The organism is Leisingera caerulea DSM 24564 (assembly GCF_000473325.1).
Lineage (GTDB): Bacteria > Pseudomonadota > Alphaproteobacteria > Rhodobacterales > Rhodobacteraceae > Leisingera > Leisingera caerulea.
On record NZ_KI421513.1, the window covers coordinates 2,198,861 to 2,221,712 of the forward strand.

Sequence of the window (22,852 nt, forward strand, 5' to 3'; positions counted from 1 at the left end):
TAACAAGCGCTACGACTGGGATCACTGGGCGAACGGTGTGGACTTCAGCTTGCACTAACCCGTGGCGATGGCCTCCAGCGATCTACTGGGGGCCTCCCGATCCACCCGAGACACCCGTTCAGAAGCCGCCAGCAGCACGCCAAAACACTGGGGCCGAAAACGGGGGCAGTTCGGCTCTTTCGAGCTCGTTAGCGTCTTGCAATGTTCGGAAGAAGGCCGATGGCTGGGGTGGTAGGATTCGAACCTACGGTACACGGTACCAAAAACCGCTGCCTTACCACTTGGCTACACCCCATCGGTGAGGCGCTGTCTAAAGTTTGTTGCGGAGGGGTGCAAGAGGGTTTTTGAAAAAAAATGCAGTTCTTTCTCAAAGCTCCCCGCAAAACCTGCCGGCGGGCTGTTTAACACCGTCGGATAAGGGGCTTCAAGGCAGGATCCGCGAACGAAATTAAGGGGTTGTGAGAATGCTCGCCCAAGGTTTTCGAGGCGTGAACCGGTCCCGAAAGTGGACTTGATGAGGATAATCTGGCGGGCCGGGGCCGAAGAAATGCGGCCAGCCCGATGACGGGCTGGCGCCGGGCGAAACAGTCTCAGGAGCCCCAGATGGCCTGATGCGCTTCCTCGCCGCTTTCGAATATGTGCGGCTGCACGCTGCGGCTGGCCAGCTCGCCCTGCATCTTCAGGCGCATGAAGGCGCTGGTGGTGTAATGGGCAACAGAGGCGCTGTTCTTCTCCAGCGTTTCACCGACGGAGGCGGCGTAGCCGTCCTGCAGGTCCTCGGCGATGCGGAAGCCGTTCTGGTTCATCACAATGTTCACGTCACGGCCGCTCTTGGCGAAAGCGTTCCGCAGGACGCGGTCCAGATCCTCGACATCCTGCTTCTTGCGCACGCTCCAGCCTTCGAGGTTGAGGAACATGGTGTGACGGGCGGCGTCATAGGTGACGCGTTCGGAGAGGTTGAGGTTCAACAGGTCGTTCATCAGCCCCATCGGCTCATCCCGGAAGATGCGCGTGTCCATCAGGGCGACGTTTTCGATGATCGGCTTGAACTCCATCTGATCGAGGATGTCGCGCTGCAGGTCGATGCCGGGGGCGATCTCGATCAGCTCCAGGCCCTTGGGGGTCAGCTGCAGCACGCAGCGTTCGGTGACGTACAGAACCGGCTGCGAGCGCTGCGAGGCGTAAGGCCCCGAGAAGGTGATCTGTTCGATCAGGCGGACGAATTTCTTGTTGCGGCCCTCCTGGACGATGCGCAGCTCGCCGTTTTCCACCGCCACTTTCAGCCCGCCCGCGGTGAAGGTGCCGGCAAAAACCACGGCGCGGGAGTTCTGGGAGATGTTGATAAAGCCGCCGCAGCCATTGAGGCGGCCGCCGAAGCGGGAGGCGTTGACGCTGCCCTCGGCGTCGCATTCGGCCATGCCGAGGCAGGTGAGGTCCAGCCCGCCGCCGTCATAGAAATCGAACATCTGGTTCTGGTCAATGATGGCGTCGGCATTGGCGGAGGAGCCGAAGCTGGAGCCGCCTGCCAGCACGCCGCCGACGGCGCCGGCCTCAGTAGTCAGGGTGATATAGGGGGTGGCTTTTTCCTCGTTGGCCACGGCAGCGACGCCGTCGGGCGCGCCGACGCCGAGGTTCACCGCGCCGTTGGGCGGCAGCTCAAAGGCGGCACGGCGGGCGATGATCTTGCGCTGGTCCAGCGGCATCTTAGCAATGCCTTCGACCGGCACCCGGATTTCGCCCGAAAGCGCCGGATTGTGCTGAACGCCATAATTCATCCGGTGCATTTCCGGGTCCTCGGCGACGCAAACGCAGTCCACCAGCAGGCCGGGGATTTTCACGTCCTTCGGCTTGATCGAGCCGTCCTCTACGATGCGTTCGACTTGGGCGATCACGATGCCGCCGTTGTTGTGGGCGGCCATCGCCTGGGCCAGGCAGTCCAGCGTCAGCGCCTCGCGTTCCATGCTGATGTTGCCGGAGCGGTCGGCGCTGGTGCCGCGGATAAAGGCGACGTCGATCTTGGTGGCCTTGTAGAACAGCCAGTCTTCGCCATCGACTTCGACATGCTTGACGATATCCTCCTCGGTCACCTTGTTGACTCTGCCGCCGCCATGGCGCGGGTCGACATAGGTGTGCAGGCCGACCTTGGAGAACAGCCCGGGCTGGCCGGCGGCGCATGCGCGGTAGAGCTGGGAGATCACCCCCTGGGGCAGGTTGTAGCCGCAAATCTTGTTCTCTTGCGCCGCTTGGGCGACCTTGGGCATCCTCCCGAAGTTGCCGGCGATCACCCGGCGCAAGAGGCCGTCGTGATGCAGCCGCCCGGTGCCCAGCCCCTTGCTGTCTCCGGCACCCGCACACATGATCAGCGTGAGGTCGCGGGGGGCGCCCTGTTCCAGGAACCGTTTTTCCAGCGCTGCGTGCAGCATTTCAGGAATGCAGCTTTGCACGAAACCGGTTGTGGTTACGACATCCCCGTCCCGGATCAGCGCCATCGCCTGTTCGGTGGTGGTTGTCTTGTCTTTCATGGCGGCGCGTCCTCCCCGATGCCGGTTGCCGTCTGTTCAGAACCTGCGTCCTGACGGCGGCATGATCGGGAATGTTAGGCCCGCGCCGGCGCGGGGCAGTCCTTCGATTGCGTCAGCGGATCGAGAACTTACGACATCGGTCAGCCACGTCTGGCTGGAAGTTTCCGATCGGCGCCTGCAATTTCCGCGGCCGGGCCGTTTTGTATACTGCTGCCGGCAATTGGGCCTAGAAAAAGCTTGCCCCGGCGTCCAGCCAATCGCTCAGGGTGATGCCTTCGAAGGTCACGGAGCAGCCGTCGCCGAATGCAAAAGTCAGCCCGTCGGCAGTGTCCTTGGCCTGCGCGGTCCAGGAGTGCGGGCCAATGATTTTCGTCCTGTCGACACCGAGTTCGAAGTCCGAAATTGTATCCGCACCTGTTTTTTGGGTGTTGAACACGAAGCAATCTGCGCCTGCTCCGCCGGTCAGGACGTCATCGCCTTTGCCGCCAGCCAAAGTGTCGTTTCCCGTGCCGCCTTCCAGGGTGTCGCGGCCTGACCCGCCCGTAAGGACGTCATTATGGCTGCCGCCTGACAGGAAGTCGGCTGCGCCGCCGCCCTTCAGCCTGTCCGCGCCGCTGCCTCCGTCCAGGCAATCGCTGCCCCGGTTGCCGGTCAGGATGTCCCTGCCGCCGCCCCCCTGCAGGTCGTCATCACCGGAATTGCCGGAAAGGACATCCGCGCCTTTGCGGCCAAAAATGAAGTCCTGGCCGGACCCGCCGCTCAGAACGTCGTCGCTGGCCGTTCCGGCAATCCTGTCCATGGCGGCAAAGGCATCCTTTTGCAGGTTCTGAACATCCGTATTGCGCAGAATAACGTCAGACAGCGACGTGTCCCAAAGCGCCTTCAGATCCTCTGCCGGGATGCCTTCGCGGCCCTCGCTCCAGAATGGGTCGCCGTCGCGCAGGCGGGTGAACTGATCAATCATCACAAGCGTGAAGGTCTGCCCGAGCAGCCCATTGCCAAAGGCGTCCTCGGCAAGGCCGCCAATCCAGGCGTCGACCAGGTCGGTATCGCCATAAGCTTCTTCCAGCTTGGCGGCCAGCGCCGCGTCGGAGGTAATGTCGGAGAAGCTTTCCGCGCGGGACAGACCCAGAGCCTCGCGCAGATCATTATAGCTGGCCACCCCCATGTCGCGCCCGCGCTGGATGTTCAGCGCGGCCAGATCCAGCCCGCCGGCACCCGGCGGCCCGAACAGGAAGGAGCGCACGTCTTCGACCACCTTGGTGTCGATGGCTTCGGATGTCTGGGTGGCCGCCCCGCGCAGGACACTTTCGACCATGCCTTTCTGGCTGACCAGTTGCGGCTGGAAAAACGCATCGCGCAACGCCAGCGGGTCCAGCTGGGTGCCGTTTTCGGTGACCCGCTGCAGGTTGGCCGACAGCAGGGTATGCCCCAGCCGGTAGACGGCGCCGGAAAACTCAATCGCAATTCCCGGGTTCACCTCCGGGTCATGGCCCTGGTAGGCGCCAAAGGCATCATCGCCCAGCAGAACCGGCAGAAACTCCTTGAAGGTGATGGCTTGCACCAGGGCCTCGACCCGTGCGCGGGCGGCCTCGAACAGCTGATCGTCGGTCAGCGACGGGTCCCTTGCCGCCAGCTCTTCAATCAGCCGGTTGTGCTCGCGGGTGAACAGCGTGTGCATCGAGGTCAGGGCTACGTTTTCGGCGGCGCGGACATCGCCGGTCAGGAAGCCATCGCCTTCGAGGTTGAGGAATTGATCCTCAGTCATCTTCAGCTTGCCGCCCTGGTCCCGCATTGCCGCGACCATCTCTGCGGTCGAGCCATAGATCATCGAGGCGTCGATGCAGGCGGTGATCTCGTTGAGGAATTCCCCGTCGTGCTGTTCCACCCGGGTGAACGGAATGATGGCGCTGCCGGTGCCGAAGGGATCAAAGAACGGATCGCCTTCGGGGACTGCTATGTCTGCATGCTCGCCGCTTTCGGTGCCGGTGAGCGACAAGTCATGGTCCAGGAACTGGCCCCAGATCCAAAGGAAATCTGACGCTCCGGCGGCATTTGCCGTTTCCCCGGTCTGGGCGGACAGGATGTTGGACACTTCGCGAGAGTTCGGCCTGTCCGCGCCCGCCATTTCGCCATCCGGCCCCAGCGCGCTGCCCGCAAGCCTCAGCAGCTCTGTGCCGGTTGCGCCCCAGTCAGGATGGTCTGGATTTGCGGACGTGCCATCGGAGGGCCGTGCGGCCCCAATCTGTAAACTGGACATGTGATCCCCCAATCACTCGTAAAAAACAATGTCACCGGAAATGCCATCGCGCGGCCCCGGAAACGCCTGTGCGCCCCGTGCCGCCGAACGCCGATATCCCCCGCAGGTGCAGCCGTGCGCGGGCTGCAGTTTTCAGGTAGTGCTTCACGATTTCGTGTCAAACCGTGGGTTTTCGTGAATACGGCGGCGCCGGCCGATTGCACTCGCCCCGGCGAGAGCCGCCGTGCGGGATTGGGGTGTTCAGGCCTGCCTGGCCTGCGGCGCGGCACCGCCGGTATCGCTGGTTCCGGTCCACTTGGCAATTTGTCCCAGCAGTTCCTTCTTGCGCACCGGTTTAGACAGGAACCCCACCATGCCCGCCGCGCGGCAGGCGGCCTCGTCTGTGCTCAGCACATTGGCGGTCAGTGCCAGAATCGGGCAGGGCGCGCGGCTGTTTTCCTGCTCCCACGCCCGCAGCCGGCGGGTTGCCTCAAGCCCGTCCATCACCGGCATCGACATATCCATCAGCACCAGGTCGAACGGCTGCGCGGCAAAGGTTTCGACCGCTTCCTGGCCGTTGCTGCAAATGGTCATCTGGATGCCGGACGGGCCAAGCATCTTTTTCAGAACCAGCTGGTTGGTGCGGTTGTCCTCTGCCACCAGCAGCCGCAGGCTGCTGAACCCGGCAGCAGCCTGTCTGGCCGCTTCTGATTGCGGCGCCGGGACGGCAGGCGCAGCACCGGGGTGCAAGGCCTCCTGCAGTGTCTGCAGCAGCACCCTGTTGCGGGCGGGTTTCATCAGCACGTGCAAGGTCTTGCACTGCTTGAGCGCCTGGTAGTCTGAGATCAGCCGGCTGCCGACGCAAAACACGACCGGCAGCTCGCGGCAGCCGGGCAGGCTGTGCAGCCGCTGGCACAGGTTTCTGGCTTGCTCCAGCGGCACGCTGTTTTCGACCAGCACCAGGTCAGGCTGCTGCTGCCGGGCGGCCAGCGCTTCAATCTGCTCCAGCAGCTCCGCCGCACCGGGCGGGACCATTGTCTCTGCGCCCCAGAATGCCAGCTGGCGCAGCCGCACATCGCGGGAAAACGCCAGATCGGCGACCACGGCAACCCGTTTGCCGGACAGCGGCCTGGAAGGTGCCGGTGACGGGGCCGCAACCGGCAGCGTCAGGCAAACCGTGAAACAGGAGCCCTTGCCGCTCTTTGAGACCACGTCGATACGCCCACCCATGGCCTGTGCCAGCCGTGACGAGATGGCCAGCCCCAGGCCGGTGCCCTCAAAGCGCCGGGCGGTGGTGCTTTCCACCTGTTCGAAGGCATGGAAGATCTGGCCGATGCTGTCCTCGGGAATGCCGACGCCGGTGTCGCGGACGTCGATGCACAGCGGGATGTTGTGGCTGGGATCGTAATTGAGGGTGATGCTGATATGGCCTTCGAGGGTGAATTTAACGGCGTTGCCAACCAGGTTCATCAGGATCTGCCGCACCCGGCCGCTGTCGCCGATAAATTCTGGCGGCGTGTGCTCCGGGATGTCGATACAGATTTCCACACCCTTGGCGGTGGCGCTGGGCGACATCAGCGTGGCCACGTCATAGATCACATCGCGCAGGTTGAACGGCTGCTGCAGCATTTGCGCCTTGCCGGCTTCCAGCTTTGAAAAGTCGAGAATGTCATTGACGATGCGCAGCAGCGCCTCGGAGGAGGCCAGGATGGTGCCGGTGCAGGATTTCTGCTCCGGGTTAAGCTGGGTTTCGTTCAGCACTTCCGCCATTCCCAGCACCCCGTTGATCGGGGTGCGGATTTCGTGGCTCATGGTTGCCAGAAAGCGCGACTTGGTCTCAGTTGCGGCCTCAGCGCGGGCCTTTTCCTGCTGCAAATGCTCGGCAATCCGCTTTTTTTCCTGCAAGCTCGCATCAAGCGTGTCGAGCGCCGCAAACACGGCCCCGATTTCGTCTTCGGCTTTCGGCGGGCCGGATTGTTCCCCGCTGGCCAGCCGCTGCAGCGTGGCGGCGGCCGACTGGATCGCTGCTGAAATGGTATGGGCCTTACGCATCGAGAAAATCAGCGCCGCGGCCATCATCAGCGCAGTTCCTGTCAGACCAAGAACAAAGATACGCGACAGCGCCTGATTGGCTGCCGCGACGGTTTGCTCCGCGTGCACCGCAGCAAGGGAGGTCACCATCGCGGCCTGCCGGGTGACGGCCTCGCTGCTCATCATCAGCGCGCTGAGGGTCGGGATCTCTTGGGCCGGTTTGATGCTGAGCAGAACAACTGCCATCTGGCACCATTCGGCCAGCATATCGTTCAGCGCTTCGGCCTCGGCCCTGAGCGGCCCTGGCAGCGGTTGCTGCAGCAAGGCGCTGAGGTCGCGGTTTATGACCTGAAGATGCGCCTGGAAGTTTTCGGCCACTTCTTCCTGCGGGATCAGCCGGGTCATCGACAGCACATCCTGGGCATAGGTTTGGGCGGCCGTGATGCCGGTGCTGACGCTGCTGGTGCGGCGGGTGACTTCCAGTGCGGCTTCCAGCACGGCGTCTTTGCGGCTGGAGGCATAGACCGCCATGCCGCCGACCAGCAGCACTGCAAACAGCGCGGCCACCGTGATGACAAGTACCGGCAGGACAATGGATCGCTTGATGATCATGAAAGGATGCCTTCAGCCGCGCGCATCAATTGGCCGGCAGGATCGGTGTGGGCACATTGGTTTCATTGTCCGTCAGTGTCTCAAGAAAGGCGATCAGGTCTGCAATATCGCCCTCGCTGGCGGCGAACCCGTTGATGTCCGTCTGCCGCTCAATTCCGGCAGCGCCGCCATCGGCATAATGACGGATGACCGCAGTCAGCGACGGCAGCGACCCGTCGTGCATATAGGGCGCCCGCAAGACGATATTGCGCAGCCCCGGGGTCTTGAAGCGGAAGTACCCGGTTGGGTCTTGCGGCGGCACGCCGCCGCCGCCCAGGTCCGTGGCGGGCAGTCCGATATCATGCATCCTGTTGTCGGTGAACATCCAGCCGGAATGGCAGGACACGCAGTTTGCGCGCCCGGTGAACAAAGTAAAGCCGCGCTTGGCGGCTTCTGATACCGCGCTGGTATCGCCGCTGACCCAGCGGTCAAAGCCGGCGACCCCGCTGACGATTGTCCGCTGATAGGTTGCCAGTGCGGTAAGGATGGTCTCCTTGCGGATGCCCTGGCCGGGAAACAGCCGCTCAAACCAGGCCTTGTACTCGGTCACTGCCGTCAGGCGGGCGACGATGTCCTCAAAACTCGCGTTCATTTCATCCGGTGCGGTGATCGGGCCGACAGCCTGCTCTTCCAGGCTGGCCGCCCGTCCGTCCCAGAACAGCGGGGTGATCCAGGCGGCATTCAGGATCGTCGGCGCGTGGCGGTGCACGGGGTTGTCGGAAGCGCCGATTGCCTTGGGCACCGGGGTTTCCCAGCCGAAGGAGGGGTTGTGGCAGCTGGAACAGCTGATGTTCTGTGCGCCGGACAAGCGCGGGTCGAAAAACAGCATCTTGCCCAGGGTGGCGACACCGCGGTCATACGGCGCGTTTTCGGGGAACGGTACCGTATCCGGACGCCGGAACGCATCAAGCCCGGCGGGTTGCGCCAGGCTCTGGATAGCCCAAAACAGCAGCGGCACCACAGCGGCGGCAGCTTTCCACTGCATTCAGGACCTCCTCTAGCAATCCATTTCTACCTACCCGGAATGGCAGCATCTGAGAAGGCCGTTAATTTTGCGTGAGACATGCATGTTTGCTGGGGCAGAGCAGGCGGGCCACCGCCCCGGGCTAAGGCTTTCCGGAAACTTTCTTGGGGCCGATGCGCCGGGTGACCAGCCAGGGCCCGGTTTTCAGCACCATCAAAGCAAATCCCGCGGTCCATACCACAGCCGAAACGGTGATCCCGTCCCAGCCAGCGGCGAGCTCTGCACTGCCTGCAAGGCGCAAGGCGGCAGCGCCCAGCAGCAGCATGAACGCAAGGGTCAGGGCAGGGCCAGCAACCAGCGGGCGGCCGCTGTGGCCCATGGTGGCGCGCATCATTACCGCCAGCGTCATGCCGCCGATGGCGCCGATGCCCAGGATATGCGCCGCCGCCGCAGGTTCCAGCAGGCCAAAGGGAACCCCGCCCGCGGCGATCAGCCCGGCCGGCACCAGCGCATAAGCCAGGTGCAGCATCAGCAGCAGCGGATCCGGCAGGGTGGCAAGGCCGCGCCAGCGCGCCAGCCGCACAAGGTGCAGCACACCGGCTGCCAGCAGCAGCGCGCCGCTAAGGGCGGCCCAGGGCGCGGCGGTCCAGGCCAGCAGCGCCGCGGCGCCGACGACCAGCGTCACCGCATCGAATTTCCCGAACGGCACCGGCATCTTTGCAGCCCCGCGTTTGGCCAGCCAGTTGCGGGTAAAGCTGGGAATGATCCGGCCGCCGATCAGCATGATCAGAAAGATCAGAACCGCAATGCCCAAACGGCGCGAGAAATCCGCCGTGCCTTGGGTCATCGCCTCAAGGTGAAAGCAGACGTTGGCGAGGCCCAGAAGGGTAACCGGCACCAGGACCTTGAGGTTGCGCCAGTTCTCGCCGGCAATGATCTCACGCGCGATCATGGCTATGACTGCGGCCAGAAAGGCGCAGTCGGCAACCATCACACCCAGCGCGGGCAGCCCCAGCCAGCCCGCCGCTGCCATCCGCCCCAACAGCCACACTCCCGACAGCAGCGCCAGCGGCCAGCCGCGCGCGGGCATCCGGCCGGTCCAGTTCGGCACTGCGGTGAACAGGAAGCCCGCCACCACCGCGGCGCCATAGCCAAAGATCATCTCGTGAATGTGCCAGTCAGTCGCCGGAAACGGCCCGCTGTAATCCAGATCGCCGCGCCAGATCAGCAGCCAAGCGGGAATTGCCGTCAGAGCAAACAGGCAAGCCCCCAGAAAGAACGGCCTGAAGCCGAAGGAAAACAGAATAGGGCCAGTGTATTCGGTTCGCGCAGCCATGGTGGCCTCCATGCGTCCGGTCAACGTCAGGCGGGCGGCACTGGTCAGGTGCCGCCCGCCGGTTCAGCGCAAGGGACGCAATCTTTCGCCGAACCCCGTGGATCAGCTCCGGCGGGCTGGGAGGAGGGAGGCTCCCCCGGATCCGGGTTCCCGTTTTTTCCCGCACGGTTGTTTCCTCTGCCGCCACTATGCGATAACGGCGGGGTGACCTCTTTGTCCTTCAGCAAACTTGCGGTGCATTCTTGTCCAAGCTCGACGAAAGCCTCCTGACCGGGCTGCCGCCCTTCAGCCAGCTGGAACGCGGCCAGATCCGTGAAATCCTCGACCAGGCGCTGCCTAAACGCTATGACGAGGGGACGGAGATCTTTCACGAGGGCCATGATGCCGAGCGGTTCCACCTGCTGCTGGACGGCTATATCCGGGTGGTGAAGACGACCGAGGGCGGCGAGCAGATCATCGCGCTGCATATTTCGCCAGGGCAATTGTTCGGGATCGCGCCCGCGCTGAACCGCGACACCTATCCGGCTACGGCCATTGCCGCCTCGGAATCGCTGGCCCTGTCCTGGCCGGTGCGGCTGTGGGGGGAGTTCACTTCCAAGTACCAGGGCTTTGCCACCGAAAGCTACAGCACCCTGGGCCAGCGGCTGGGGGAGATGCAGACGCGGATCACCGAATTGGCCACACAGGCGGTGGAGCAAAGGGTGGCGGCGGCGCTTCTGCGGATGGTGACCCAGTCGGGCCGCAAGGTGGAGGAGGGGATCGAAATCGCCTTTCCGGTAACCCGCCGCAATATCTCAGAGATGACCGGCACTACGCTGCACACCGTCAGCCGCCTGTTGTCGGCCTGGGAAAAGGACGGCATCGTGCACTCCACCCGCAAACACATCGTGGTGACGGACCCGCATAGGCTGGTAGTCCTGAGCGGGGCGCAGGGGTAGCAACCGCGGGCAGACCGGGCCGTGTTCCGCTGTCCGGCCGGATGGGTGCAGGCGAAGCGCGGATCAGCAGGCCCGCGTACAGGTTGCCCGGATGCAAAAGAAAACCTTGCGCAAAAGCCGTAAGGCCATTCGCAGAAGTTATTGTCCGCGCCGCCTGGCAGCCCGGCCATGCCCGGTGTTCAGTTCAATTGGCCATTTCGGGCCCGAGTCACTTGTCCTGGGAGTCGTTCAGGGGCTGGTTGCCGCGCTCGTATTGAAGCCGGGAACGTCTAAGGCGCTCAATTTTGTTGCGGCGCAATTCGTTTTCATCCTCCAGGATTTCACGCGCTGCACGCGCGGTCTTTTCCATCGCCGTTTCCTTGCGGGTCAGGCCGGCAAGTTTCAATTCCTCAGTATTAAGCTTGGACATCTGTTCACTCCTGTGAGGCTGATTTTGGGGAGGTTTCAAGTGCGCGCGCGAGAGTTCAGTTCGGACCTTCTTCCAACTGCGCCAGAAGGCCGGTGGAAGCGGCGCTGCAGCGGCTGCGCCGGTCAAACGCGGCAGGTTACGCGGCGGCGGCAGCGTTTGCTTGAAAACCAGCGGTGCTGACTGCCGAGAGGAATGCGGCACGGGCGGCGCCGACGGGCGCGAGACAGTCCATGGCTGCATCAATCTTCTCAAGCGCAACATCCCGGTTGCGGTCGGAAACCGGCCAGGCTTTCTGCAGCCAGAAATGGGCTTGTTCGATTGTAGTGATTTTTCGGGTCCGGCCCTCGGAAGGCAGGAAAATGGTCATGGGAGTGCCCCAGGAGATTTCAATCAAGTTTTATCTTTCTGTATTATGGAAAACCGCATCTGAAAGACAGGTCCGGCAGATGCGCGAAACGGGAGCATGGCAACATGCTCCCGCTGAGAGTTTCAGGCCGGCAGCGGCTTATGCGAGGGCGAGATTGCTGGCGGACTCGCGTCCGTCGCGGCCGCTTTCGATGTCGAAAGTCACGGCCTGGCCGTCGTCAAGCTGCTGGATGCCAGAGCGTTCCAGGGCGGAAATATGGACAAAAACGTCGCGCGAGCCGTGCTCGGGCGCGATGAAACCAAAACCTTTTTGAGAATTGAACCATTTCACGGTGCCATTAGCCATCGTGTCGTCTCCTTTTGAAATGCTATCCGCAACACGCGATAGCCCGGCCCAGTGTCAACATAAGAACAACTGGGGCCGTGAGGAAACAGAAGGTCGTAGGAAGAAGCTTTGCTCCATCAAGGTGGGGTATGCGACCCGCGATTGCAAGGGACCATCGGCAATATCTTGAAAATAGTTTTCAAACAGCCCCCGCCACTCCCTTCAGCTGCTCGCGGAACGCCATCTCCTCCAGCCCGTATTCCTCACAGGCGTCGATCAGCGTGTGAAAGGGGGCGATCGGGCAGCCGGGGCAAAGCATCTGACGGTTCATGAACTCGCCCGCGCAGGCGGGCCAGTGGTGGAACAGCTCTGACAAGGGCAGGTCGGGATTGTCGAAATCGGGGCGTCGCATCGGGCATCCTCCTTTTCCTGCATTTTGCGTGCAGCAATGCGCCCGGTCTTTGCGCTTCAACAACATATGCGGCGGTGCGCACGTTTAGGCAGGGCCTATCCGCAACTGTACTCAGGACCGCGATATGTCAGAGATACTTACCAAGTCGCGGGCCAGGAACGTGTTCTACGGGGGCTCCTTGTTCTTCGTCGTCGTGTTCGTGGCCATGACCGCGCACAGCCACCGTTATATCACCCAAACATCCACCGCTGGCATGGAGCTGACCGACGAGGTGCGCCAGGGCAAGCATGTGTGGGAACGCCATTCCTGCATCAACTGCCACACGCTGCATGGCGAGGGCGCCTATTTTGCCCCCGAAGTGGGCAACGTGATGACCCGCTGGGGCATGCTGGACGATCCCGAAGGCGCCTATGAAATGCTCGACGGCTGGATGAAGTCGCAGCCCTCCGGCATCGAGGGCCGCCGCCAGATGCCGTACTTCGAGCTGACCGAGGAAGAGACCAAGGCCTTGGCCGAATTCCTGCGCTGGGCGGATCAGACCGATACCCAGAACTGGCCGCCGAACGACGCAGGCTGAGGGAGAGAAACAATGAAATATCAATCACAAAAGGTGGCCTACGCCTACTTCATGGTGGCCATGGGCCTGTTTGCCATTCAGGTCCTGGGCGGTCTGCTGGCCGGCTGGATCTATGTCTGGCCCAACACTCTGAGCGAGCTTTTGCCGTTCAACATCGTGCGGATGCTGCACACCAACGCGCTGATCGTCTGGCTGCTGCTGGGCTTCTTCGGTGCTGCCTATTACCTGGTGCCGGAAGAATCCGAGCGTGAGCTGTTCTCGGTGAAACTCGCCTACATACAGCTGGCCATTCTGGTCGTCGGCACCTTGGGCGCAGTCGGCTCTTATCTCGTGGGCATCCACGGCGGGCGGGAGTTCCTGGAGCAGCCCCTGTGGGTCAAGTTCGGCATCCTGGTTGCGGCGGTGATCTTCCTCGTGAATATCTCCCTGACCGTGCTGGCGGGGCGCAAGACCGCGATCACCAACATCCTGCTGATGGGCCTGTGGCTGCTGTCGCTCTTGTGGATCTTTGCCTTCATCAACCCGGACAACCTCAGCTTGGACAAGATGTACTGGTGGTTCGTTGTCCACCTGTGGGTCGAAGCGACTTGGGAACTGGTGATGGCTGCAATCCTTGGCTACCTGATGCTGAAACTGACCGGTGTTGACCGCGAGGTGGTGGAGAAGTGGCTTTACGTCATCGTGGCGCTGGCATTGTTCTCCGGCATCCTGGGCACTGGCCACCACTTCTTCTGGATCGGCACGCCTGGCTACTGGCAGTGGATCGGCTCGATTTTCTCGACCCTCGAAGTGATCCCGTTCTTCGCGATGATGAGCTTTGCCTTTGTCATGGTCTGGAAGGGCCGCAAGAACCACCCGAACAAGGCCGCGCTCCTGTGGTCGCTGGGTGCCTCCACCGTGGCCTTCTTCGGCGCCGGCGTCTGGGGTTTCCTGCACACGCTGCACGGGGTGAACTACTATACCCACGGCACCCAGATCACCGCCGCCCACGGGCACCTGGCCTTCTACGGAGCCTATGTGGCGATGAACCTGGCGATGTTCACCTATGCGATGCCGCAACTGCGCAACCGCGATCCCTATAACCAGGTGCTGAACATGGCCTCCTTCTGGCTGATGACCGGCGGCATGGCGTTCATGACCTTTGTGCTGACCTTTGCCGGCACCATCCAGACCCATATGCAGCGCATTGTCGGCGACTATTACATGGACGTGCAGGACCAGTTGGGACTGTTCTACCTGATGCGCCTCGGCTCTGGCGCGGTGGTGGTGGTGGGTGCGCTCTTGTTCATCTACGCAACCGTCGTGGTCCGCCGCGAAGTCATCAAACCCGGCCCCGCGGCCGTACCGGGAGAATAAGCCATGAACGCGATGAACATGCCTTCCGTGCCCTTCTACCGTCCCTCAGGCGATGAATGCACCGTCTTCGAGATGGCCCAAGCCAACGGTCTGCCCCTTCTTCTGAAGGGGCCCACCGGCTGCGGCAAGACGCGGTTTGTGGAACATATGGCAGCCCGGCTCGGGCTGCCCCTCCACACCGTTGCCTGCCATGACGACCTGTCCGCCGCCGACCTGATCGGGCGCTACCTGCTGAAAGGCGGCGAGACGGTCTGGGTCGATGGTCCGCTGACCCGTGCGGTGCGCGAGGGCGGCATCTGCTACCTGGATGAGGTGGTCGAGGCCCGCAAGGACGTGGCCGTGGTCTTGCACCCGCTCACCGACGACCGCCGCCGCCTGGTGATCGACCGCACCGGCGAGGAGCTGGCCGCGCCCAAGCCCTTCATGCTGGTGGCCAGCTACAACCCCGGCTATCAGAACATCCTGAAAAAGCTGAAGCCCTCGACCCGGCAGCGTTTCCTGTCGATCGGCTTCGACTTCCCGGAAGCCTCTGCCGAAACCGCGGTGGTCGCTGCTGAAAGCGGCCTGGACGAGGACCGCTCCGCCGCGCTGGTGCGGTTGGCGGGCCATATCCGCAAGCTCTCCGGCATGGACCTGGAGGAGGGCGTCTCTACCCGTCTCCTGATCTATGCCGCCACGCTGATCGCCAAGGGCATGGGCGTGGAGCGCGCGGTCGAGGCCGCCATCATCGAACCCCTGAGCGATGAGAGTGATGTGCAGCAGGCGCTGCGCGACCTTGCCGCCAGCGTCTACGGGTGATGCCATGATCCACGCTCTCGACCTTCTGGAACCCGAAGAAACGGTTGGCAACCTGTGGCACGGCATGGCCACGCGGCTCGGCGCCGCAGAGGATGGGGCCGAACACACCGTCCGGTTCGAGGACATGCGCGCCAGCGTGGCGGCGCTGTTCCGGGCGCTGGGCGGGGCCGGGGGTGTGGAAATCCAGGTGGCGCCCGCGGTGCTGTCGGACCACCGCCCGGACCGGCTGCGCCGCATCGGCACTCCGCGGGAGATGGTGCATATGGCCAGTTTCGACGGCGAGCGCCTGCGCCTGCCGCCGGAAATGGCGGCCTTTCCCAGCCCCGAGCTGAACCGCAAGGCCTACCTGTGGCTGGCCGCAATGGCCGCCATGATCGAATTGCCCGAACGCAATGAGGACCGCTATCAGGCCGACCAGCTGGAAATCACTGCCAATGCCCGCGCCGCGGATCAGGTGTTTGCCGCCTGTCCGGGTCTGCGCTCTGCCTATGGCGCGTTCTGTGCCCATGTTGCGGGGACCCGCAAGCGCAACGGCCTGCCGCGGTTCGAGGCGCGGATTGAGCGGATGGTGCTGGATCAGATCGGCTCCGCCTGCCGCGTTGCCGAACCCTGTGCCTGCACCGAACCGCGCGGCTACCGGACCTATCAGCCGGTGCCGTTCTGGCTGCGTCTGCCAGTGCCGCAAGCGGGCCGGGGGGCAGCACCTGAGGCCGAGGAAATGAAAACTCCGGGACTCGCGGTCTCAACACGCAAGACGGCCAAGCGGCAGGATCAGGACCAGACCACCCGCAAAGACAGCTTCATCGTCCACCGGTTCGAGTCCATCCTGTCCTGGGCTGAAAGCCTGAACATCAACCGGATGGTCGATGACGACGACAACGAGAACGCCCAGAAGGCGGCCGAGGATCAGGACAACCTCACCCTCTCGCAGCACATGAAGCGCGCGGCCTCGCGGCTGCGGATCTCGCTGGACCTGTCGCCGCAGGATGCTGAGCATGAGCGGCTGGCGGGCCAGTTCACCTATCCCGAATGGAACCACAAGCTGGGCAAGCACATGCCCGCCCACGCTCGCGTGCTGGAAGCCGAAGGCAAGCCTGCGGACAGCTTCCAGCCCGATCCGAAGCTGGTCACCCGCGTGCGCCGCCAATTCGCGCCCTTGCACCCGCGCCGGGTGATGCTGCCGCGGCAGCTGGATGGTGACGAGCTGGATCTGGAAGCGGTTGTGAAATCCCACGTCGACCTCGCCTGCGGCCAGCAGGGCAGCGACCGGGTCTGGCAGGCCAGCCGCCCGATGGCCCGCGACCTGAGCGTGGCGGTTCTGATGGACTGCTCCCGCTCCACCGAGGCCACGGTCGGCGACCGCCCGGTGATCGGGACCGCCCGTGAATCTCTGGCGGCCCTCGCCGGCGGTATTGCCACCGCAGGCGACCGGCTGGGCATCTGGGGGTTCTCCTCCCTGCGCCGCGACCGGGTGTTTCTGACCCGCGCAAAAGGGTTTGAAGACCCGATGTCAGAGACGGTCACAGCCCGCATCGGTGGCTTCAAGCCTGGCCACTATACCCGTCTGGGCGCCGCAATCCGCCATGCCTCTGCGCAGCTGGCAGAGGAAGGATCCGAACGCCGCCTTCTGCTGGTGTTGACCGATGGCAAGCCTAACGACTTGGATCACTACGAAGGTGTGCATGGCATCGAGGACAGCCGCATGGCGGTGCGCGAGGCACGCGCTCTGGGCCAGTCGGTGCACGGCGTGGTGATCGACGCCGACGGGCAGGACTGGTTTGCCCGCATCTTCGGGCGCGCCGGCTTTACCCTGTTGCCAGACCCGGACCGGCTGCCCCGAGCGCTGCCGGAAATCTATCAATCCTTGACCATGGAGCACTGAGATGAAACACATTCTCTCCTTCGCCCTGCTGGCCCCCTCCAGCGCCTTTGCCGCCACTTTCGAGCGCCCGATCCCGCAGCCGCAGACTGAAACGGCGGAGTTCTGGTTCCTGGTGGGCTCCATCGCGCTGATCATCAGCCTGGGGTTCGTCCAATACCTGGTGAGCCGCCGATGACACCGCAGCCCTCCTGGCGGCTGCTGGCAGCGCTTTACCCGTTCGGGGCGGGCGCGGCGGCCGTCAACATCTTCTTTGCCTCGCTGATTGCCAGCTGGATCGGCTGGCGGGTGCTGACACCTTATGAGTCGGTTATCTGGGGACTGCTGCTGGGTGTGCCTTTGACCTATGTCTTTTCCCGCCATATCGAGCGGCTGAAGCGGCAGGCGGACGGCGGCTGACCCCGCCGCATGGCGGCGTGAAAAAGGGCCCCGCATTGCAGGGCCCCGGCACCGTTTAAGACCGGCGGGACATCAGGTGGCAAGGCGGCTCGGGGGGTGGGGAAGCCGCCTTGCCGCGGGATCAGCCTTCTGCTGCCAGCAAGCCGGCTTCTTCCGCTGCCTGCACCTCGGCGAGATCAGCTTCGCCATCGGCGTTGGAGTCAATGGTGGCAAAGGTTTCTGCAGTCAGATCCGGATAGGCCGCCTGCAGTTCTTCCAGCGAATAGGTGCCGTTGCCATCCGTGTCAGCCTCGGTGATGGATTCCATCGCAGCCAGCGGCGAAGCAGCCAGAGCAGCAAAAGCGGCGGCGGTCAGCGCGAATTTTTTCATGTGAGACACTCCATTCGTTTGTTTGTTTTCTACCTGCGGCCACGGTGTTCCGCGTGCCGTGGAATAGAGCTAGGCCGTGCCTGCGCCAGACGCTATCCCCTTGGTCAAAGAGCGTAATTTCAGGCGCTGCACCGCCGTAACAGCGCCTTGGCTTCGGCGCTTTGCCGCCCTGGAAACGGGCTGGTCCTTTCTCCGCTCAAGCCCGGCTGCCGGTACTGCAAAATTCTGCCAGTGCTAGCGCCTGCACTGGTCGGCATCTTGAAAGAGGAAAGCGGTTACCATGGTTCCTGCCGGGGACAGCCGGGTTGCAAGCGCGCATTCCGCCCGCCGCGACAGGCACGGCAGCTTGCAGAACGGGCAGTGGACGGGTGTTCCGGGCTTACTGGGCGGGAACCGCAAAGCCGCCATTCAAGGCGCTGACGGCAAGATCCGGTGCAGTGTTGCGGTTTGCCATCCGTTCCAGATTGACGATGGTCGACAGCATAATGCGGTCATGGCTCCAGTCGCTGGGCCGCTGCAGCAGCATCGCTGTTGCCAGAACCGCCCCGGCCATGGCCAGGGAAACCAGCCCCCAGCCCAGGGAGTTCGGCTGCTGCGGCTGAACGGCGGTCACCGCAATGATGCGCCGCTGCAGCGATGCGCCCCGGCGGGTTTCGCGGCGGTCGACCAGCGCCACTGCCGGGCTGCGGCGGGTAAACAGAGCCGGGCCGCGGGCGGCATGGGCGCAGGCGCGGATCAGGCATTCACAATAGGCGCGCACGTCAAACCGGGGCCGCGCCATCAGCGCCTGGTCGCAGGCGAACTCGCGCAGCAGCCGCACCTCGCGCCGCCACATGTAAAAGGCAGGGTTCCAGAACAGCAGCGGGCGCAGCATCTCCAGCAGGAACTCGCATTCGATGTCGCGCTGGCGGAAGTGCTGCAGTTCATGCGCAATGGTCAGTCGCAGGTCGCTCGGGTCGTTCAGCAGCGGCGAGGGCAGAACCACATAGCGGCAAAACGGCCCGCGGGTGGAATAGGCCACGCGGATGTCATCTGAAACCATCAGCTGCACCCGGCCGATGCGTTTCCAGGTGAAGGCGCCGCTTAGGTTCTGGCGCAGGCGGAAGACGGACACCGCCACATGCGCCAGGCAGATCAGCGCCCCGGCGGCAAATGCCGCGGCAACGGCCTGTGCCCACAGCGGCTGCAGGCTGGTGAGCCCGCGCACCGCATCCTCGCGCAGGCCCAGGGTGGCCTCGAACGTGCCGGCGCTCATGCTGACATTGCCCTGCAGGTATTGCGAGACCAGCATATCGGAGAAGTTCGGCGGATGGGCGGTGACATAATGGGTGAAGGCGAGGATCAGCACCGGCGAAGCCGCCAGCAGCACCGTCATCCCATTGAGCAGCCGCAGCTGCGGCCGGTAGGCGCGTCCCAGCGGGCTGCGCGCCAGCGCCTTGCGGGCGGCGAACCACAGCACAGTGCCGGCCAGCAGCAGAATATTCAGGTCGATATAGGCGTTCAGCAGAACCTCAGTTGGCATTGTCCCCCAGCCTTTCCTCCAAGAGCGCCCGCATCTCCTCGAGCATCTCGTCGGTCACATCCTCATCATCGACCAGCCGCGCCACCAATGCGGCGGGCGCGCCGTTGAAAAGCTTGCTCGAAAGGTTTTTCAGAGATGTTTTCTGATACTCTGCCTTGGGAACGGCGGGGCGGTAAACCAATGAGCGGTCCTTGCGCTCGCTGGTGAGAAAGCCCTTCTGTTCCATAATCTTGAGAACCGTGGCCACCGAGGTATAGGCGCGTTCCTGCACCTTGTTCAGCTCGGCCAGGATATCGCGCACGGTGCCGCCGCCCAGGTCCCAGACGACAGTCATGAATTCCAGCTCGACTTCTGTCAGCAGGGAAGTGTCGTGTTTCTTGCGCATCGCCTCGGCTGTCCGGCTCATTTGATCGTTCCAGTCATGCTAGGGGAAGGGGGCTCCCGTGAAAACTATTTTTTTAGAAGACGCACGGCGGCGGGGCTGTTGTTGTCAAATTGTGCGCTGCCGCGCGCTCTTATTCAGCTGGGGGCAAGGCGACGTGCCGGCCTCGGAGAAGGTGCCTGGTGCACACGCTGACGGTTTTGGCTGAGAAGGCCTTGAAGGGCAGGTCTGCCTTCAAGGCCCGTCTCCAGTGTGTTTAAGAATTGCGCGTCAAGGACAAGCCGCTTTCGCGGGGCCTGCGGCCTCCTTGAACCGCGGGGGGCAAAGTCAGACCTTCCAGAAGCAGAAGATGCCCCAGGCGATCGACAGCCCCAGCGGCCACCACAGCGGCATTCCCACCAGCCCCAGCCAGGCCAGGAAGATGTAGGAGGTGCCCAGAAGGCTGATGAACAGCCGGTCGCCGCGGGTGGTGGTGAGGCCCAGCACGCCCTTACGGGCCGCGCCGCCGGGGTGGCGGATCTCAGCGATGATCAGCACGCCGATGGCGGTGAAGATGCCGATGAACAGCAGGGCAGTGGGCCAGGTCCAGGCCATCCATGAAAGCATTACACCCTCCCCATCGCGAAACCCTTCGCGATGTAGTTGCGGACAAACCAGATCACGATGGCGCCCGGAATGATTGTCAAAGTTCCCGCAGCCGCCAAGAGCCCCAGTTCATAACCCGCGGACGACGCGGTCTTGGTCATGGTGGCGGCAATCGGCTTGGCGGCGACGGCGGTCAGGGTTTTCGCCAGCAGCAACTCCACCCAGGAGAACATGAAGCAGAAGAACGCTGCCACACCCACGCCCGCCTTGATCGACGGCACAAAGATCGTCGCAAAGAAGCGCGGGAAGGAATAGCCGTCAACAAATGCGGTTTCATCCAGCTCCTTGGGCACGCCGCCCATGAAGCCCTCCAGGATCCAGACCGCCAGCGGGATGTTGAAAAGGCAGTGCGCAAGAGCGACGGCCAGGTGGGTGTCGAAGAGTTCAACGGCGGAGTAAAGCTGGAAGAACGGCAGGGCAAAGACGGCGGCAGGCGCCATCCGGTTGGTCAGCAGCCAGAAGAACAGCTGCTTGTCGCCCAGGAACCGGTAGCGGCTGAATGCATAGGCTGCCGGCAGCGCCACCGCGACCGAGATCACCGTGTTGATCGTCACGTAGAGGATCGAGTTGATATAGCCCCAGTACCAGCTGGGATCGGTGAAGATGGTTGCGTAATTCTCCAGCGTGAAGGTCTGCGGGAACAGCGAGAAGCCCGACAGGATTTCATTGGTTGTCTTGAAGCTCATCGCCACCAGCCAATAGATCGGCAGCATGAGAAACAGGATATAGACGATGGGAACGATGGTGCGTTTCTGCATCTGTCTCCCTCCCTCAGTTCAGGTCGTCTTTGGTCATCAGCGTGTAGAACAGCCAACTGACCAACAGAGTGATTGCGAAATAGATGAGCGACATGGCAGCTGCAGGGCCGAGGTCGAACTGGCCGAGCGCAATTTTCACCAGGTCGATCGACAGCAGCGTGGTGGAGTTGCCGGGGCCGCCGCCGGTCAGAACAAACGGCTCGGTGTAGATGTTGAAGCTGTCCATGAAGCGCAGCAGGATGGCGATGGTCAGCACCGTTTTCATCTTCGGCAGCTGGATGAACCGGAACACCGCCCAGTTGGTGGCGCCGTCGATCTTGGCCGCCTGGTAATAGGCGTCGGGGATCGACACGAGGCCGGCATAGGACAGAAGCACCACCAGAGAGGTCCAGTGCCAGACGTCCATGGTGACGATGGTCACCCAGGCCGCAACCGGATCCTGCGTCATGTCATAATTGATGCCCAGCACGTGGTTCAGGAAATACCCCAGCAGGCCTATGTCGGGCAGGGTGAAGATGTTCCACATCGCGCCGACCACGTTCCACGGGATCAGCATCGGCAGCGCCATCAGCACCAGGCAGACAGGCACCCAGAAGCCCTTGCGCGGCATCGACAGCGCAATGGCGATGCCCAGCGGCACCTCGATGATCAGGATCAGGAAGGTGAACATGAACTGGCGGCCAAGCGCGGCGTGGAAGCGGTCCGAGCGAAGGATCTGCTGGAACCAGTCCAGGCCTTGCCAGAAGAACACGTTGTCGCCAAAGGTCTCCTGCACCGAATAGTTGACCACCGTCATCATCGGGATCAGCGCGTTGAAGGCGACCAGCGCCAGCACCGGCAGCACAAAGAACCAGGCTTTCTGGTTTTCGGTTTTCATCAGGCCGCTCCTTGTTCGTTTGCAGCGGGGGAGGTGGCAAGCCAGCCATCCACGTAAAGCCGGGTCATGTCCTGGCGGAAGGCGAGGTGCACGGCGCTGCCTTTTTGCGGGGCGGCGCCATCGGTGATGGCGTTGATACGCTGGCCGCCGGCCTCGCATTCCACCACCGTGTGGCGGCCGATGTCAGAGACCTTGGTGACGGTCGCGGGCAGGCCGGTGTCCGACAGCGAGACAAACTCAGGGCGGATGCCGATTTCGGTCTGGCCGTTTGCGGCACCCTGAATGGGGCCTTCCAGCGCAATCTGCTGCCCGGCAAACACGGCGGCGCCGTGCTGCACGCTGCAGGGCAGGATGTTCATCCCCGGTGAACCGATGAAATGACCGACAAAGGTATGCGCGGGGCGCTCGAACAGCTCCACCGGCGTGCCGATCTGCACCACCTCGCCCAGCTGCATCACCACCACCTGATCGGCAAAGGTCAGCGCTTCTGTCTGGTCGTGGGTGACGTAGATCATCGTCGCCTTCACCCGCTGGTGCAGCTCCTTCAGCTTGGAGCGCAGCTTCCACTTCAGGTGCGGGTCGATCACGGTGAGCGGTTCGTCGAACATCACCACATTCACGTCCTCGCGCACCAGCCCGCGGCCCATGGAGATCTTCTGTTTATTGTCAGGTGACAATCCTGCCGCCTTCTGATCCAGCATCCCGGTGACTTCGAGCATTTCGGCAATCGCCATCACCCGCTGGTGCACAGTGGACTCGTCCCGGCCGCGGTTCCTGAGCGGGAAGGCCAGGTTGTCGTACACCGTCATGGTGTCGTAGATCACCGGGAACTGGAACACCTGCGCGATGTTGCGCTGATCCGGGGGCAGGGCGGTCACGTCCTTGCCGTCGAACAGGATCTGGCCCTCGGAAGGGACCAGCAGGCCCGAGATGATGTTCAAAAGGGTGGATTTGCCGCAGCCCGAGGGGCCGAGCAGCGCATAGGCGCCGCCGTCGGTCCAGTCGAGGTCGATTTCCTTCAGCGCGTAATCCGAGTCGGATTTCGGCGTCGAAAGGTAGCTGTGGCGCAGTTTTGAGAGAGTTATTTTAGCCATTG

Annotated in this window: 23 protein-coding genes and 1 tRNA gene; 7 read left to right on the forward strand and 17 right to left on the reverse strand. The window is 63.1% G+C overall.

All coding sequences use genetic code 11. The features are described 5' to 3' along the window. Nucleotides 1-220: 220 nt before the first annotated feature. The 6 genes from CAER_RS0117850 to CAER_RS0117875 form a co-directional block, all read right to left on the reverse strand. Nucleotides 221-295 (reverse strand) — tRNA-Gln (locus tag CAER_RS0117850). 295 nt (nucleotides 296-590) lie between these two features. Continuing rightward, nucleotides 591-2,522: an acyl CoA:acetate/3-ketoacid CoA transferase gene (locus CAER_RS0117855; RefSeq protein ID WP_027236641.1), complete on the reverse strand. Its 1,932-nt coding sequence runs from the start codon at nucleotides 2,520-2,522 to the stop codon at nucleotides 591-593. A gap of 226 nt (nucleotides 2,523-2,748) precedes the next feature. Then, complete coding sequence (locus CAER_RS0117860) at nucleotides 2,749-4,782, reverse strand: peroxidase family protein (protein ID WP_027236642.1); 2,034 nt, start codon at nucleotides 4,780-4,782, stop codon at nucleotides 2,749-2,751. 240 nt (nucleotides 4,783-5,022) lie between these two features. Further along, complete coding sequence (locus CAER_RS0117865) at nucleotides 5,023-7,404, reverse strand: hybrid sensor histidine kinase/response regulator (RefSeq protein WP_027236643.1); 2,382 nt, start codon at nucleotides 7,402-7,404, stop codon at nucleotides 5,023-5,025. Nucleotides 7,405-7,429: 25 nt separating this feature from the next. Next, nucleotides 7,430-8,428, reverse strand: coding sequence for a cytochrome-c peroxidase (locus CAER_RS0117870; RefSeq protein WP_027236644.1), 999 nt, complete (start codon nucleotides 8,426-8,428; stop codon nucleotides 7,430-7,432). 121 nt (nucleotides 8,429-8,549) lie between these two features. Continuing rightward, entirely contained in the window at nucleotides 8,550-9,743 is a 1,194-nt protein-coding gene (locus tag CAER_RS0117875) for an NnrS family protein (protein ID WP_027236645.1), read from the reverse strand. Nucleotides 9,744-9,985: 242 nt separating this feature from the next. Between CAER_RS0117875 and CAER_RS0117880 the strand changes: the two genes are divergently transcribed. After that, the gene (locus CAER_RS0117880) at nucleotides 9,986-10,681 is read left to right on the forward strand and encodes a Crp/Fnr family transcriptional regulator (protein WP_027236646.1); all 696 of its coding nucleotides are present in this window, start codon (nucleotides 9,986-9,988) and stop codon (nucleotides 10,679-10,681) included. 208 nt (nucleotides 10,682-10,889) lie between these two features. Here the strand turns inward: CAER_RS0117880 and CAER_RS30075 are convergent, their stop codons facing one another. The 4 genes from CAER_RS30075 to CAER_RS0117900 all read right to left on the reverse strand — a co-directional run bounded on the left by CAER_RS30075 (nucleotide 10,890) and on the right by CAER_RS0117900 (nucleotide 12,193). Next, on the reverse strand, nucleotides 10,890-11,330 hold the full coding sequence (locus tag CAER_RS30075) for a hypothetical protein (RefSeq protein WP_209320223.1): 441 nt from the start codon (nucleotides 11,328-11,330) through the stop codon (nucleotides 10,890-10,892). After that, entirely contained in the window at nucleotides 11,227-11,457 is a 231-nt protein-coding gene (locus CAER_RS0117890) for a DUF982 domain-containing protein (protein WP_084299582.1), read from the reverse strand. The genes CAER_RS30075 and CAER_RS0117890 overlap by 104 nt, the downstream gene beginning before the upstream one ends. Nucleotides 11,458-11,595: 138 nt before the next feature. Beyond that, nucleotides 11,596-11,802 (reverse strand): cold-shock protein, encoded by a 207-nt coding sequence (locus CAER_RS0117895; RefSeq protein ID WP_027236649.1) that lies wholly within the window; start codon nucleotides 11,800-11,802, stop codon nucleotides 11,596-11,598. A gap of 178 nt (nucleotides 11,803-11,980) precedes the next feature. Beyond that, nucleotides 11,981-12,193, reverse strand: a complete 213-nt coding sequence (locus CAER_RS0117900) for a hypothetical protein (protein ID WP_027236650.1) — start codon at nucleotides 12,191-12,193, stop codon at nucleotides 11,981-11,983. A gap of 124 nt (nucleotides 12,194-12,317) precedes the next feature. On the opposite strand from CAER_RS0117900, the gene CAER_RS0117905 reads away from it, so the two are divergent. Genes CAER_RS0117905 through CAER_RS0117930 form a run of 6 tightly spaced genes read left to right on the forward strand, consistent with a single transcriptional unit; the run spans nucleotide 12,318 to nucleotide 17,202 of the window. Continuing rightward, on the forward strand, nucleotides 12,318-12,770 hold the full coding sequence (locus CAER_RS0117905) for a c-type cytochrome (protein WP_027236651.1): 453 nt from the start codon (nucleotides 12,318-12,320) through the stop codon (nucleotides 12,768-12,770). Between the two features lie 12 nt (nucleotides 12,771-12,782). Next, nucleotides 12,783-14,126, forward strand: a complete 1,344-nt coding sequence (locus CAER_RS0117910; RefSeq protein ID WP_027236652.1) for a cbb3-type cytochrome c oxidase subunit I — start codon at nucleotides 12,783-12,785, stop codon at nucleotides 14,124-14,126. 3 nt (nucleotides 14,127-14,129) lie between these two features. Next, on the forward strand, nucleotides 14,130-14,924 hold the full coding sequence (locus CAER_RS0117915) for a CbbQ/NirQ/NorQ/GpvN family protein (RefSeq protein ID WP_027236653.1): 795 nt from the start codon (nucleotides 14,130-14,132) through the stop codon (nucleotides 14,922-14,924). A 4-nt stretch (nucleotides 14,925-14,928) separates the two neighbouring features. Next, the gene (locus CAER_RS0117920; protein ID WP_027236654.1) at nucleotides 14,929-16,806 is read left to right on the forward strand and encodes a nitric oxide reductase activation protein NorD; all 1,878 of its coding nucleotides are present in this window, start codon (nucleotides 14,929-14,931) and stop codon (nucleotides 16,804-16,806) included. Between the two features lies 1 nt (nucleotide 16,807). Next, the gene (locus CAER_RS30200; RefSeq protein ID WP_167332326.1) at nucleotides 16,808-16,981 is read left to right on the forward strand and encodes a hypothetical protein; all 174 of its coding nucleotides are present in this window, start codon (nucleotides 16,808-16,810) and stop codon (nucleotides 16,979-16,981) included. After that, nucleotides 16,978-17,202 (forward strand): hypothetical protein, encoded by a 225-nt coding sequence (locus CAER_RS0117930; RefSeq protein ID WP_027236655.1) that lies wholly within the window; start codon nucleotides 16,978-16,980, stop codon nucleotides 17,200-17,202. Before CAER_RS30200 ends, CAER_RS0117930 begins: the two co-directional genes overlap by 4 nt. Before the next feature lie 121 nt (nucleotides 17,203-17,323). On the opposite strand, the gene CAER_RS0117935 is transcribed toward CAER_RS0117930, so the two are convergent. The 7 genes from CAER_RS0117935 to CAER_RS0117965 form a co-directional block, all read right to left on the reverse strand. Further along, a complete protein-coding gene (locus tag CAER_RS0117935; RefSeq protein ID WP_027236656.1) occupies nucleotides 17,324-17,572 on the reverse strand; it encodes an EF-hand domain-containing protein in 249 nt (82 codons plus the stop codon). Between the two features lie 379 nt (nucleotides 17,573-17,951). Beyond that, nucleotides 17,952-19,094, reverse strand: a complete 1,143-nt coding sequence (locus CAER_RS0117940) for a M56 family metallopeptidase (protein ID WP_027236657.1) — start codon at nucleotides 19,092-19,094, stop codon at nucleotides 17,952-17,954. Further along, entirely contained in the window at nucleotides 19,084-19,500 is a 417-nt protein-coding gene (locus CAER_RS0117945; protein WP_008555282.1) for a BlaI/MecI/CopY family transcriptional regulator, read from the reverse strand. Before CAER_RS0117945 ends, CAER_RS0117940 begins: the two co-directional genes overlap by 11 nt. Nucleotides 19,501-19,803: 303 nt before the next feature. Continuing rightward, nucleotides 19,804-20,082, reverse strand: a complete 279-nt coding sequence (locus tag CAER_RS0117950) for a DUF2160 domain-containing protein (protein ID WP_027236659.1) — start codon at nucleotides 20,080-20,082, stop codon at nucleotides 19,804-19,806. Then, a complete protein-coding gene (locus tag CAER_RS0117955; protein WP_027236660.1) occupies nucleotides 20,082-20,879 on the reverse strand; it encodes a carbohydrate ABC transporter permease in 798 nt (265 codons plus the stop codon). The genes CAER_RS0117950 and CAER_RS0117955 overlap by 1 nt, the downstream gene beginning before the upstream one ends. A 13-nt stretch (nucleotides 20,880-20,892) precedes the next feature. Beyond that, nucleotides 20,893-21,756 carry a carbohydrate ABC transporter permease gene (locus tag CAER_RS0117960; protein WP_027236661.1) on the reverse strand — a complete coding sequence of 288 codons (864 nt, stop codon included), beginning with the start codon at nucleotides 21,754-21,756 and terminating at the stop codon, nucleotides 20,893-20,895. Continuing rightward, complete coding sequence (locus CAER_RS0117965) at nucleotides 21,756-22,850, reverse strand: ABC transporter ATP-binding protein (RefSeq protein ID WP_027236662.1); 1,095 nt, start codon at nucleotides 22,848-22,850, stop codon at nucleotides 21,756-21,758. Before CAER_RS0117965 ends, CAER_RS0117960 begins: the two co-directional genes overlap by 1 nt. Nucleotides 22,851-22,852 lie beyond the last annotated feature (2 nt).